Genomic DNA, 11,918 nt, shown 5'->3' with positions numbered 1-11,918 from the left:
TTTTCCATGAACCCCCGCACCGCAGAATCAGGCGCCAATCCGGCCTGGGATCCGAAAACTTTGCTCGTTGCCGGTGGGCGTCCGGCCCATGGCTACGATGCTCCAGTCAACCACCCGGTGACCTTCACCTCGACCTACCACTCCAAAGGCCAGGCGGTGCCGGGTGAACGCGTATATGCGCGCTTCTCCAATCCGACCTGGGATCCGTTTGAAGAAGTACTGGGCCAGCTCGAAGCGGCAACGCTGCCTGCCCTGGTGTTCTCCTCGGGCATGGCAGCTATTGCCGCCGCACTGAGCATCGTGCCAGAGGCCGGCGTGCTGGTGATGCCGCAGCATTCCTATAACGGTTCGCTGGCGTTGAGCGCAGAGCTGCAAGAGGCGGGACGGCTGCGCATTCGCCCGGTGGATATTGCCAACACCGAAGAAGTGCTCGCTGCCTTGGAGGGGGCCGATGTGCTCTGGGTGGAATCGCCAACCAACCCGATGCTGGAAGTCGCCGACCTGCCGACCCTGCTGGCTGCCGCCAAAGCGAAGAACGTCGTGAGCATCGTGGATAACACCTTTGCCACCCCACTGCTCCAGCAGCCGCTGGTCCACGGTGCCGACCTTGTAGTGCACTCGGTGACCAAGTACCTGTCGGGCCACTCGGACGTGATCATGGGCGCGCTGGTCACCAGCGACGAGCAGCTCCACAGCCGCCTGCACGGGTACCGGACCTTGCACGGCGCGATCGCCGGCCCGATGGATACCTTCCTCGCATTACGCGGGGTGCGCACCATGGCCGTGCGCCTTCAGCGTTCGCAGTCAAACAGCCAGGTGCTGGCAGAACGCCTCGCGGCACATCCCAAGGTGCAGGCCGTACGCTACCCGGGACTGCCCAACGACCCGGGCCACGCACGCGCTGCGGAACTCATGGGCGGGTTCGGGTCGGTGATCGCCTTTGAAGCGGGAAGCGCCGCCGAAGAAGCGGACCGGGTACTGGAAGCCTTCAAGCTCATCACCGGCGCCACCTCGCTTGGAGGCGTGGAGTCCCTGGCCGAGCGCCGGGCCCGCCACGCTTCGGAGCCGGCCAGCGTCCCGGCCAGCCTGATCCGACTATCAGTAGGCATTGAAGAGGTGGAAGACCTCTGGGCCGATCTGCAGCAAGCGCTGGACCGGCTTTGATGCCCGCGGGCGCTGATTTCCGCGCGTGGCACAGCGCCCATCATTTGCGCCAAAAAGGTAGAGTACAAGCATGAACATGTTGCGCATGGCCCAAATAATCGAGTACTACATGATGATCGCTTTGAGCATTGTCATCGTTGCGCTCGCCGTCTGGGCTTTGGTTGATTGCCTGCGTCATGGCGCAGATCGTTTCGCCCAGGAAGGCAAGCGCACCAAGGGGTTCTGGCTTGGACTGACCGTCGCCAGCACCGCCGTGGCACTGCTCGGCATCTTCAGCCAGGGCGGAATCGGCTTCCTGCAGCTGATCGGCGCCTGCATCGCCTGCGTGTACCTCGCGGACGTCAAGCCTGCCGTCAGCGGCAAAGGCGGCGGCTGGTACAACTACTAGGCGTGCCAAGGCACCAAGTTTTCCCGAAGACCTGCATCCGCATCTTGGCGGACTGCAGGTCTTCGCACTTTAATCACGGGCCTTAACTTTCGCACGAGCAGGCTTGCGCATTGGTTAGGATGGATTACATGAGCCACACTTTGATTTTGCTTCGCCACGGACAGAGCGAATGGAACGAAAAGAACCTGTTCACCGGTTGGTACGACGTATCGCTGACCGAGAAGGGCCGTGCTGAAGCTGCCCGCGGCGGCCAGCTGCTGACCGAAGCTGGCTACAAGCCGGAGGTGCTTCACACCTCCTTGCTGACCCGCGCCATTGTTACCGCGAACCTGGCCCTGGAAGCCGCTGGCCGTTCGTGGATCCCGGTGAACCGCGACTGGCGCCTGAACGAGCGCCACTACGGTGCGCTGCAGGGCAAGGACAAGGCGCAGACCTTGGCCGAGTTCGGCGAAGAGCAGTTCATGGAATGGCGTCGCAGCTACGACACCCCGCCACCAGCACTGGATGATTCCTCGGAGTTCAGCCAGATCAACGACGAGCGCTATGCGGCATTGGGCGACTCCGCCCCACGCACCGAGTGCCTCAAGGACGTGCTGGATCGCATGCTTCCCTACTGGGAGAACAACATCAAGGCCGACCTGTCGGCAGGCAAGACCGTCATGGTCACCGCCCACGGCAACTCGCTGCGTGCGCTGGTCAAGCACCTGGATGGCATCAGCGATGAAGACATTGCTGGCCTGAACATCCCAACCGGCATCCCGCTGGTCTATGAGCTGGATGACAACTTCCAGCCAATCACCAAGGGCGGAACCTACCTGGATCCAGCAGCCGCTGCGGACGCCATCAAGGCCGTTGCCAACCAAGGCCGCAAGTAGGACACGCTTTTCGGCGGCATCGGGGCTGCTGGCTACTCGCCAGTAGTTCGCGATGCCGCCGTCCGCTTGTTAACGCCGAGGTAACGCCAAGCATCCGGCTGTGAGCGAAACAACTGCGCACGATTGTATTTTTGGCATTAGTATGCTGTAATCTCCTATTTCGAATAGGCTCAATGGCTCACGTTAGGAATGCAATTCGTGGCAACTGATTACGATGAAGTCCGCCCAGACGTTGCTGAGGCACGTAAGGCTTCTCTGGATGCGGTGAAGTCCGCAAACGCACCGGACGCCAAGTCGGTGGTGCGCGAGCTCGACGAGACCGACCACACCGATGGCATGGATCTGCCAGGTGCGGATCTATCCAACGAGGAATTGACCGTTACGGTCATTCCGCAGAAAGACGACGAGTTCATTTGCGGCTCGTGCTTCTTGATTCGCCACCGTTCGCAGCTGGTGCGCGAAGAGGGCAATGTAGGCTTCTGCGTCGAGTGCGAAGGCTAGAAGCCCGCTAGACGCTGGCGCCACTTGCGCGCCAACAACCTGCGAGGGCAGTCCACCGATCGGTGGACTGCCCTCTGCTGGTTTAACGGGCTGGATTCCCCGGATGGGACCGGACTCCAACGGCGGTCCCTGGGGTGCCCAGCGCTGCGTCGTGCGTCCGCTGGCATCCTGCCGGGGCAATGGCTGGATGTGCGCTCACCGGGAGCGCGTGGAGCTGCATGGCCGGACGAGGCGCAGCACTGCCATGCCAACGGGGTCGCGGGCCACGGCACGGTACCCAGTTCGCGCCGCGATGCGAAGGCTTCCCGGACCCCGGACACCCAGTTTCAGTGCTGAATGAGCTGGAGAGCAAAAATGGCGCCTGCCATCCGGTGGTACCGGATGGCAGGCGCCAAGGCGCAGCCTTATAGCTTAGGTCCGCGGACCTAGATCTCGGTGGGGTCCCATTCGCCGGTCACCAGATAGGTGACCTTGCGAGCTACGGACACACCATGATCGCCGAAGCGCTCAAGGTAGCGGCTGGTCAGCGATACGTCCACGGTGGTGGGTGCATTGGCATCCCAGTCGTCGGCCGCGACCAGGGTGAAGACGCTGGAGTGCAAGCGATCCAGCTGGTGGTTCAGCTCGATAATTTCGGTAGCGATCTGCAGATCGCGGGTGTCGAGCAAACGCGCAACGGCCTTGGCGATGTCAATATCGATCTTTGCCATCTGGGCAAAGGTGTCGGAAATCCTGGCTGGGATTGCCGGGTTGGGGAAGCGCAGGCGGGCCAGCTGCGCCAAGTGGCGTGCCAAGTCGCCCATGCGCTCCAGCGAAGCACTCATGCGCAGCGAACCGACGATCATGCGCAGATCGCTGGCTACCGGTCCCTGCAAAGCCAAAGTATCGATAGCGCGCTCATCGAGCTGGTTCTGCAGGAAGTCGATCTTCGCGTCCGCTGCGATGACTTCCTGGGCCAGGTCGACGTCGACGTTGGCTAGCGAATCCCAAGCTCGATCCATTGCGGTTGCGACCTGGTTGGCCATCTCAATGAGTTCTTCGCCAATTTGCTGCAGGTCTGCTTGAAATACCTTACGCACAGCAGTTCCTTTCGAGTGTCGGTATCCATGCCGGATGGTGGACTGCCGTGGCAGCCAACCGCCCCGAAACAGTTTTGTGGCATGGTGGAGGGTCTTGCTCCAGCTTGTCAGCGGGTGATTAACGAATATGCCACGAAAGGTGAACGTTTGGTGAACAGCGCGCCGAAATCGACTAAATCACGTCATTTAGGGCCGGTGCCACCCAAAGGTGAAGCTAGTCTAAAGATGTGAACGAAGTGATCTCGACTCTTATAGCCGGCGTCCTCGGCCTGGCTCTGGGGATCGTTGGCGTCATCGCCTTCCGGCTTTCCCAGAACCGCTCCTCGAAGCTGCCACAGGTCGACGAACCCGTGCTCCCCGAGGGAGCCGCCGCCGTCCTGTCGGTCATTGGACGCGCCTTCGTGATCCTTGATGACGTCGACGGGGTGGTCCGGGCCAACCCCGCTTCCTATGCCTACGGACTGGTGCGAGGACACACGCTCGTCCACAACGAACTGCTCTCGCTGGTGCGGCAGGTTCGCGCCGACGGCGTGATTGCCGAAAGCCAGTACGAGCTGCAACGCTCCACGCTGGGTGCCGGGCAGCTGATTGTCCATGTGCGCGTGGCACCGCTGGGCGACGAGTACATTCTCCTGCTGGCCGACGACCGTACCGAAATCACCCGTACCGAAGCGATGCGCAACGACTTCGTGGCCAACGTTTCCCACGAGCTGAAGACTCCGGTCGGCGCGATCGGCCTGCTGGCCGAGGCCATTACCGAGGCTGCCGATGACCCCAAGGCGGTACGCCGCTTCTCCACCCGGATGGACAAGGAATCGCGGCGCCTGGCCGCCCTGGTCCAGGACATTATCGAGCTCTCCCGCCTGCAGGCATCCGATGCCATCGTGCAGGGCCAGGAAGTGAATATCGACAGCGTCGTGGCCGAGGCAGTTGACCGCAGCCACCTGATTGCCGAGGAAAAGGGTATCGCCATTACCGTAGGCGGACATCTCGAGGAGCCGATCCTGGGCGATGCGGACCTGCTGATGACTGCGATCCGCAACCTGATCGATAATGCCATCCGCTACTCCCCGGAGAACACCACGGTAGGCGTGGGCATCCGGCAGCGTGATGGCTATGCGCAGATCTCGGTCACCGACCAGGGACCCGGGATTTCGGCCGAAGAGCAGGAACGCGTTTTCGAGCGCTTCTACCGCGTGGACTCCGCACGTTCGAGGCAGACCGGGGGCACGGGCCTGGGGCTGAGCATCGTCAAGCACGTGCTGGCCAACCACGGCGGCGAAGTGTCGCTGTGGTCGCAGCCGGGCCACGGATCCACATTTACCCTAAGACTTCCCCTAGCGGACGAAGAACCGGCGACCAGCAATGTGCTTGCCGGCCAGACGATGAAGGAACGAACGATCGAGACGAATGCGTCCGATCGTGAAGGAGGACGCCGATGACCCGCATATTGATCGTTGAGGACGAGGAATCGCTCTCTGACCCGCTGTCCTACCTGCTGGAACGCGAAGGTTTCGAAGTCCGGATCGCCGACGACGGCCTGAAGGCCGTGACCGAGTTCGAACGCCATGGCGCAGACCTGGTGCTGCTGGATCTGATGCTCCCGGGCCAGCCCGGAACCGAGGTGATCCGCCAGATCCGCCTGAACAGCCAGGTACCGGTCATCATGCTCACCGCAAAGGACTCGGAGATCGATAAGGTCGTCGGCCTGGAGCTCGGCGCCGACGACTACGTCACCAAGCCGTACTCCTCCCGCGAATTGCTGGCCCGCATCCGTGCTGTGCTGCGCCGCCAGGGCGAAGGCGAAGAACTGATCAGCAATGTGGTCACCGCCGGTCCGGTGCGAATGGACGTGGAACGCCACGTGGTCTCGGTCGACAACACCGAGGTATCCATGCCGCTGAAGGAATTCGAGCTGCTGGAAATGCTGTTGCGCAACGCCGGTCGAGTGCTCACCCGAGGCCAGCTGATTGACCGCGTCTGGGGCAGCGACTACGTGGGGGACACCAAGACTTTGGATGTGCACGTCAAGCGCCTGCGCTCCAAGATCGAGGTCGACCCGGCGGTGCCCGAACGCCTGGTGACCGTGCGCGGGCTGGGCTACAAGTTCGTGGTCTAAAGCCAAAGAGCCCGGATACGGCAAGAGCCTCGAGCAGAATCTTTCGATTCTGCCAGAGGCTCTTGTTTTGTCTTGCGCGAAGCTTAGTGGCCCGAAGTGGAGTGGGTCTCTTCTGGAATCAGGTGCTCGGTAACCGACTGGTCAGCACCGCCTGGTACGAAGTCGCGGTATTCAGCCAGGGTGCCATCGACAACTGGAACGCTGAATTCCACGTTCTCACCGGCAACGGTGAAGACCGAGTCGGCGTGTTCGCCAGCTGCGATGCCCATGTTCTTGATGATCTGCTGGTTCTTGTCTTCTTCAAGCTTGATGGTGCCGTCTGCAGGAACCTGGATGGAGACAGGTGCTGCGTTGTCAGCCTTGACCGACAGGGTCAGCGCGGAATCGCCGGCGTTGACTACGGAGCCGATCAGGCGGGCTTCAGTGTCGTCGCTGTTGGTGACGAACATCAGGTTGCGGACCTTTGCGTCTGCGACATCGACGTTGACGCCATCGCTGGCGGCGTAGTCGGTGTTGGTGGCCTGCTCGTTGATGGCGCCACAGCTGGTGACACCGAATGCCAGGGCAGCCACAGCGAGGGACGCGGCAATGCGACGTCCAGCGGTCATGCGTGCGGTGATCACGACACTAACTCCTCGGTGAGAAAAATGAGTTGCTTCGGTTCGTGGTCTGCTTAATCGAATGCACCTAGGGCAGGCGCAATCGAAAATTGGACCACGATTACCTCTAAGCCTAGCTGTTTTTCACGCAAAGACGCGATTTAGCGACGTGCAACACACGCATTTCGACAAGTTGTAGACAACCGATGCGGGGAAGGGGGTTGGTGCGCAGTCGACTGCCCTACCTTCTTCATAGCATGTTTCTCTTGCAAGTGGAAGAGGCATTTCCGCGTGAATTCGCGGTTATATGGGGCACAGTCGCAGGATCCGGAATAGCAAACATGGTAGACTAGGGCGTGGGAAAGGGGTTTATCCACATGGTTTTTGAGGTTGGCGAGACTGTTGTCTACCCGCACCACGGTGCCGCGATGATCGAAGAGATCAAGATGCGCAAGATCAAGGGCGAAGAGAAAATGTATCTCAAGCTCAAGGTGGCTCAGGGCGACCTGACCATCGAGGTTCCTGCTGAGAACGTTGATCTTGTTGGCGTACGTGACGTGGTAGGTCAGGAAGGCTTGGACCATGTGTTCGATGTCCTTCGTGCTGAATTTACCGAAGAGCCGACCAACTGGTCGCGCCGCTACAAGGCAAATGTCGAGAAGCTCGCTTCCGGCGATGTCATCAAGGTTGCAGAAGTAGTCCGCGACTTGTGGCGCCGAGAAAATGACCGTGGTCTGTCGGCAGGCGAAAAGCGCATGCTGGCAAAAGCTCGCCAGGTATTGATCAGTGAATTGGCCTTGGCCAAGGATCTGGACGAGGCCAAGGCAGAAGGCCTCTTGGACGAGGTTCTGGCTTCGGCCTAGCCCCGTTCCGGTAACGCATCGCCGTGAAACGCTCCCAAGCGTTTCACGGCTTTTGGCGTTAAAGCGGCCAAGGCCGAACCGCGCGGCACGATAAGCTGGGCGCTGTGAAGCAAAACGAAGTGCATAACTCAAGCCTGATCCTCGTGGCTGCTGGAATGGGAACCCGCCTCGGCGCTGGCCTTCCCAAAGCGATGGTCCAGGTGGCCGGAAAATCCCTGGCTGAACATGCCGTGGACCGGGCGCTGGGAATTCCGCAGATCACCGAAATCATCGTGGTTACCCCGCCGCAGGACGAACGCCTGGCCGCGGCCATGGCGCAGTACGGGGACAAGGTGCGCACCGTGCCCGGTGGCGCCAGCCGCGCCGCGTCGGTCCGTGCCGGCTTGGCTGTAGCCAGTTCCGCCGCCACCAACATTCTGGTCCATGACGCCGCCCGTGCTTTTGCCCCGGCGAAGCTGCATGAACAAGTGCTTGGCGCTCTGGCCGACGAGCAGTGCAACGCCGTCATCCCGGCGTTGAACGTCACCGACACCATCTGCGTGGTGGAGCTCGATGCCGCCGGCGAGCACGAAATCATTAAGGAAACCCCGGCACGTTCCATCCTGCGCGCGGTGCAAACCCCGCAGGGCTTTGACGCGCAGCTGTTGCGCGATGCCCATGCCCAACTGGATGGCTGCACCGAGGCAGAACTGGAGAAGGTTACCGACGACGCGTCGATCGTGCGGGCTTTCGGAGCCGAAGTCCATGTGGTGCCGGGATCGCAGCAAGCCATGAAGGTCACCTATCCCGGAGATCTCGACGCGGCAGGCAAGCTCGCGGCGAACCAGCCCGCGGCCACCCCAAGCGCAAAGGAAGAAACCATGATCCTGCCACGAGTCGGCAACGGCATCGATGTTCACGCGGTCAGCGAAGACCCGACTCGCGAAATGTGGCTGGCAGGACTGCACTTCCCGGAAGACACCGGGCTTTCGGGCCACTCCGATGGCGACGCGGTAGCGCACGCGGCCTGCGATGCGCTGTTCTCCGCGGCGGGCATTGGCGATCTGGGCACGCACTTCGGGGTGGACCGACCGGAATTCGCCGGGGCCAGCGGTGTGAGCCTGATTGCAGAAGCCGCGCGCCTGGTGCGGGAGGCGGGATTCGAAATCGGCAATGTCGCGGTGCAGTTCGTTGGCCGCCGCCCGCGCTTTGCCGCGCGCCGCGAAGAAGCCAGCAAAGTGCTGAGCGAGGCTATCGGCGCCCCAGTCAGCGTCATTGCGACCACCAGCGACGGGCTGGGCTACGAGGGGGAAGGCAAGGGCGTGACAGCCTATGCCACCGCACTGGTCTACCCGGTATCGGGCTAGGCCCCTTGGCGCAACCGCGGGGCTTCGATCATCGAGAGTGTCACAAGTGAAGTACAAAGGGTGCATCCATCGGATAACCTTAAAGGCGTGAGCCTGCGATTCTATGACACCAAAACAGCATCCGTACGCGACTTCCAGCCATTGGCGGAAGGCGAAGTCAAGCTGTACTACTGTGGCGCCACCGTGCAGGGCATGCCGCACGTGGGCCACGTCCGCAGCGCCATTGTCTTCGACCTGTTGGTGCGCTGGCTCGAATACCGCGGCTTTGCCGTCACCACCGTCCGCAACGTGACCGACATCGATGACAAGATCCTGGAGAAGTCGGCGAAATCCTTCGCCGAGGACTTCGAGGCGGATGCCCATTACAAGCCGCGCGAAGAATGGTTCGCCCTGGCGTACCGCTTCGAGCAGGAATTCGCACGGGCCTACGAGGCTCTGGGTGTCCAACGCCCGACTTACGAGCCCCGCGCGACCGGCCACATCACCGAAATGCATGAGCTGGTTGCACAGCTGATCGAACGCGGTCATGCCTACCCGGCGGCCGACAGCTCCGGAGATGTCTATTTCGACGTGCGCTCCTATGAGCAGTACGGCGCACTGACCCGCCAGAAGATCGAAGATATGCAGGACGCGCCGGATTCGGATCCGCGCGGCAAGAAGGATCCACGCGACTTCGCGCTGTGGAAGGGCTACAAGGGCACCGATCCGTTGACCGCTTCCTGGCCAAGCCCCTGGGGACGCGGCCGCCCGGGCTGGCACCTTGAGTGCTCGGCGATGGCTGGCAAGTACCTGGGCAGCGAATTCGACATCCATGGCGGCGGACTGGATCTGCGCTTCCCGCACCACGAGAACGAAATGGCCCAGTCCAACGCGGCTGGCCACGGCTTTGCAAACTTCTGGATGCACAACGGCATGGTCACCTATGAGGGTGAGAAGATGTCCAAGTCCATTGGGAACACCATTTCCCCGGAAGAAATGCTCGCGCTGGCCGACGCCCGCGTGGTGCGCTACTTCCTGGGCCAGGCGCAGTACCGTTCGATGCTCGACTACCGCCCGGACTCGCTGACCGAAGCGGGGGCAGCGGTCGAACGCATCGACACCTTCATCTCCAACGCGCGCTACCGCCTGGGTGCCGTCGCCGAGTCGATCGTGGCCACCGGGGTTCCGGAAGCTTTCGGCACCGCGATGGATGATGACCTGAACGTTCCAATGGCGCTGGCCGCGCTGCATGAAACCGTGCGGCTGGGCAATGCATCCTTGGATAGCCGTGACGACGCTGCCACTGCCAAGGCCTTGGGCCAGGTCTTGGCCATGACCCAGGTATTGGGCCTGGATGATGCCGGCAGCAATGAAAGCTCGAAATCTTCTGCAGAGCACGCAGCCCTGGATCAGCTGATCCAGGCCCAGTTGGCTGAACGCGCCGAAGCACGCGCTGCCAAGGACTGGGCACGCTCCGACGCCATCCGCGATGCGCTGGCATCCGCTGGCATTACCGTGGCGGACTCGGCCGATGGCGCTCGCTGGACTCTGGACAACTAGTCGCGAACACGCGCGGCACCAACGAACTCAAAACTAAAGGACATGAACCAATGAACAAAAAGGGCCCAACCAAGGGTAGTGGTGGCAAGGGACGTCGTTCCCTCGAGGGCAAGGGCCCGACCCCCAAAGCGGAGGACCGCCCGTACCACAAGGCTTACCGTGCCAAGCAGCTCTCTGAGCGCTCGGCCGCCAAGCGCAGCACCGGCCGCCGAACCGACCGCATCAAGGTTAACGCCGAATTCGTCACCGGCCGCAACTCCGTCGTTGAGGCGCTGCGCGCCGGCATCCCTGCCAAGGCGCTGCACGTTGCCATCCGCATCGACGTCGATGACCGCGTCCGCGAATCCCTGAAGCTGGCTGCCGAGCTGGGCATCCCGCTGATGGAAGCATCCAAGCCCGAGCTCGACCGCATGACCGATGACGCGATCCACCAGGGCATGGCCCTGCAGATCCCGCCATACGAATACAAGGATGCAGTCCAGCTGGCTACCAAGGCCATCAAGGACTTCGACAAGGGATACACCCGGACCCAGCCGCTGTTCCTGGCACTGGATGGCATCACCGACCCGCGTAACCTGGGTGCGATTGTCCGTTCGGCTTCGGCCTTCGGCGCAGACGGCGTGATCATTCCAGAGCGCCGCAGCGTCGGCATGACCGCTTCGGCATGGAAGACCAGCGCCGGTGCAGCTGTACGCGTACCAGTAGCCAAGTGCAGCAACCTGACCAGCGCACTGAAAGAAATCAAGGCTGCTGGCATTTTCGTGATCGGCCTCGACGCCGGTGGCGACATGGAGCTTCCGAACTTCGAATTGGCTACCGGCCCGCTGTGCATCGTGGTTGGTTCCGAAGGCAAGGGCCTGTCCCGGCTGGTCCGCGAAAACTGCGACGCCATCGTTTCGATTCCAATCGACTCGGCAATGGAATCGCTGAATGCTTCGATGGCTGTTGGCATCTCGCTCTACGAGGTATCGCGTTTGCGCGCTGGACAGTCCAAGTAGTCTCCAAGCACCGTGAAGGGGCCATAACTTGCCAAGGCAAGTTATGGCCCCTTTTCATTGGGGTGACCTGCTTCATAACAACAATTTTCCGTTGTTTTTAGCCGATATTCACCTTGGACCGCAGGGAATCCGCATGATTCCGGGGATTCTGCGCAGAAAAGCATGGAAACTGGCCGATTTTGCGTCGTGGCTGAACCCGTGTAGAGTTTTATCTCGCGCCGCTGATCCGGACAGCCTGAAAGGGCGAAACGGAAACGGCGGGGTGAACAAGACTGAAATGTCGAGTTGACAACGGTCAACTTGGTGGTAAGCTTGTAAAGTTGCTCCGGAGCGAAGCAGTCATCGAAGGATCGGTGGTTGTGGTGTCGAGAGTGTTTGTTGTTTGAGAACTCAATAGTGTGCCAAGTTTGTTGATACCGAATATTTTTATTTGGTGAATACATAACA

13 protein-coding genes are annotated in these 11,918 nt (G+C 61.3%); 11 read left to right on the top strand and 2 right to left on the bottom strand.

What is annotated here, in order from left to right; genetic code table 11:
- The first annotated feature begins 6 nt into the window (after window positions 1–6).
- The 4 genes from EDF61_RS18080 to EDF61_RS18065 all read left to right on the top strand — a co-directional run bounded on the left by EDF61_RS18080 (window position 7) and on the right by EDF61_RS18065 (window position 2,928).
- Window positions 7–1,164 carry a trans-sulfuration enzyme family protein gene (locus EDF61_RS18080; RefSeq protein ID WP_133835064.1) on the top strand — a complete coding sequence of 386 codons (1,158 nt, stop codon included), beginning with the start codon at window positions 7–9 and terminating at the stop codon, window positions 1,162–1,164.
- Between the two features lie 70 nt (window positions 1,165–1,234).
- Window positions 1,235–1,552: a DUF2516 family protein gene (locus EDF61_RS18075; RefSeq protein ID WP_105658787.1), complete on the top strand. Its 318-nt coding sequence runs from the start codon at window positions 1,235–1,237 to the stop codon at window positions 1,550–1,552.
- A 128-nt stretch (window positions 1,553–1,680) separates the two neighbouring features.
- Complete coding sequence (locus EDF61_RS18070) at window positions 1,681–2,427, top strand: phosphoglyceromutase (RefSeq protein ID WP_105658786.1); 747 nt, start codon at window positions 1,681–1,683, stop codon at window positions 2,425–2,427.
- Between the two features lie 198 nt (window positions 2,428–2,625).
- Window positions 2,626–2,928 (top strand): DUF4193 domain-containing protein, encoded by a 303-nt coding sequence (locus tag EDF61_RS18065; RefSeq protein ID WP_038993831.1) that lies wholly within the window; start codon window positions 2,626–2,628, stop codon window positions 2,926–2,928.
- 425 nt (window positions 2,929–3,353) lie between these two features.
- On the opposite strand, the gene phoU is transcribed toward EDF61_RS18065, so the two are convergent.
- Window positions 3,354–4,007 (bottom strand): phosphate signaling complex protein PhoU, encoded by a 654-nt coding sequence (gene phoU, locus EDF61_RS18060; protein WP_133835063.1) that lies wholly within the window; start codon window positions 4,005–4,007, stop codon window positions 3,354–3,356.
- 227 nt (window positions 4,008–4,234) lie between these two features.
- Here phoU and EDF61_RS18055 point away from each other — a divergent pair, with 227 nt between their 5' ends.
- Window positions 4,235–5,449 carry a sensor histidine kinase gene (locus EDF61_RS18055; RefSeq protein WP_388024205.1) on the top strand — a complete coding sequence of 405 codons (1,215 nt, stop codon included), beginning with the start codon at window positions 4,235–4,237 and terminating at the stop codon, window positions 5,447–5,449.
- Window positions 5,446–6,126 carry a response regulator gene (locus EDF61_RS18050; protein ID WP_105658784.1) on the top strand — a complete coding sequence of 227 codons (681 nt, stop codon included), beginning with the start codon at window positions 5,446–5,448 and terminating at the stop codon, window positions 6,124–6,126. Before EDF61_RS18055 ends, EDF61_RS18050 begins: the two co-directional genes overlap by 4 nt.
- Before the next feature lie 83 nt (window positions 6,127–6,209).
- Here EDF61_RS18050 and EDF61_RS18045 read toward each other — a convergent pair whose 3' ends face one another.
- Window positions 6,210–6,749 carry a hypothetical protein gene (locus tag EDF61_RS18045; RefSeq protein WP_105658783.1) on the bottom strand — a complete coding sequence of 180 codons (540 nt, stop codon included), beginning with the start codon at window positions 6,747–6,749 and terminating at the stop codon, window positions 6,210–6,212.
- Window positions 6,750–7,102: 353 nt separating this feature from the next.
- Between EDF61_RS18045 and EDF61_RS18040 the strand changes: the two genes are divergently transcribed.
- The 5 genes from EDF61_RS18040 (at window position 7,103) to EDF61_RS18020 (ending at window position 11,760) form a co-directional block, all read left to right on the top strand.
- Entirely contained in the window at window positions 7,103–7,588 is a 486-nt protein-coding gene (locus EDF61_RS18040; protein WP_038993823.1) for a CarD family transcriptional regulator, read from the top strand.
- Between the two features lie 104 nt (window positions 7,589–7,692).
- The gene (gene ispD, locus EDF61_RS18035; protein ID WP_133835062.1) at window positions 7,693–8,934 is read left to right on the top strand and encodes a 2-C-methyl-D-erythritol 4-phosphate cytidylyltransferase; all 1,242 of its coding nucleotides are present in this window, start codon (window positions 7,693–7,695) and stop codon (window positions 8,932–8,934) included.
- Between the two features lie 87 nt (window positions 8,935–9,021).
- Complete coding sequence (gene cysS / locus EDF61_RS18030; RefSeq protein WP_133835061.1) at window positions 9,022–10,473, top strand: cysteine--tRNA ligase; 1,452 nt, start codon at window positions 9,022–9,024, stop codon at window positions 10,471–10,473.
- Window positions 10,474–10,523: 50 nt separating this feature from the next.
- Window positions 10,524–11,471 carry a 23S rRNA (guanosine(2251)-2'-O)-methyltransferase RlmB gene (rlmB, locus tag EDF61_RS18025; protein WP_105658780.1) on the top strand — a complete coding sequence of 316 codons (948 nt, stop codon included), beginning with the start codon at window positions 10,524–10,526 and terminating at the stop codon, window positions 11,469–11,471.
- Between the two features lie 43 nt (window positions 11,472–11,514).
- The gene (locus EDF61_RS18020) at window positions 11,515–11,760 is read left to right on the top strand and encodes a hypothetical protein (protein ID WP_133835060.1); all 246 of its coding nucleotides are present in this window, start codon (window positions 11,515–11,517) and stop codon (window positions 11,758–11,760) included.
- Window positions 11,761–11,918 lie beyond the last annotated feature (158 nt).

The sequence above is a fragment of the Arthrobacter sp. JUb115 genome (assembly GCF_004365035.1).
In the GTDB taxonomy this organism is placed as follows: Bacteria; Actinomycetota; Actinomycetes; order Actinomycetales; family Micrococcaceae; genus Glutamicibacter.
This window is presented reverse-complemented; position numbering and strand designations above follow the sequence as displayed.

Coding starts and splice junctions, on each gene's coding strand:
- EDF61_RS18080 (WP_133835064.1), top strand. CDS start 7: ATGAACCCCCGCACCGCAGAATCAGGCGCCAATCCGGCCTGGGATCCG.
- EDF61_RS18075 (WP_105658787.1), top strand. CDS start 1,235: ATGAACATGTTGCGCATGGCCCAAATAATCGAGTACTACATGATGATC.
- EDF61_RS18070 (WP_105658786.1), top strand. CDS start 1,681: ATGAGCCACACTTTGATTTTGCTTCGCCACGGACAGAGCGAATGGAAC.
- EDF61_RS18050 (WP_105658784.1), top strand. CDS start 5,446: ATGACCCGCATATTGATCGTTGAGGACGAGGAATCGCTCTCTGACCCG.
- EDF61_RS18040 (WP_038993823.1), top strand. CDS start 7,103: ATGGTTTTTGAGGTTGGCGAGACTGTTGTCTACCCGCACCACGGTGCC.
- rlmB (WP_105658780.1), top strand. CDS start 10,524: ATGAACAAAAAGGGCCCAACCAAGGGTAGTGGTGGCAAGGGACGTCGT.
- EDF61_RS18020 (WP_133835060.1), top strand. CDS start 11,515: ATGGCCCCTTTTCATTGGGGTGACCTGCTTCATAACAACAATTTTCCG.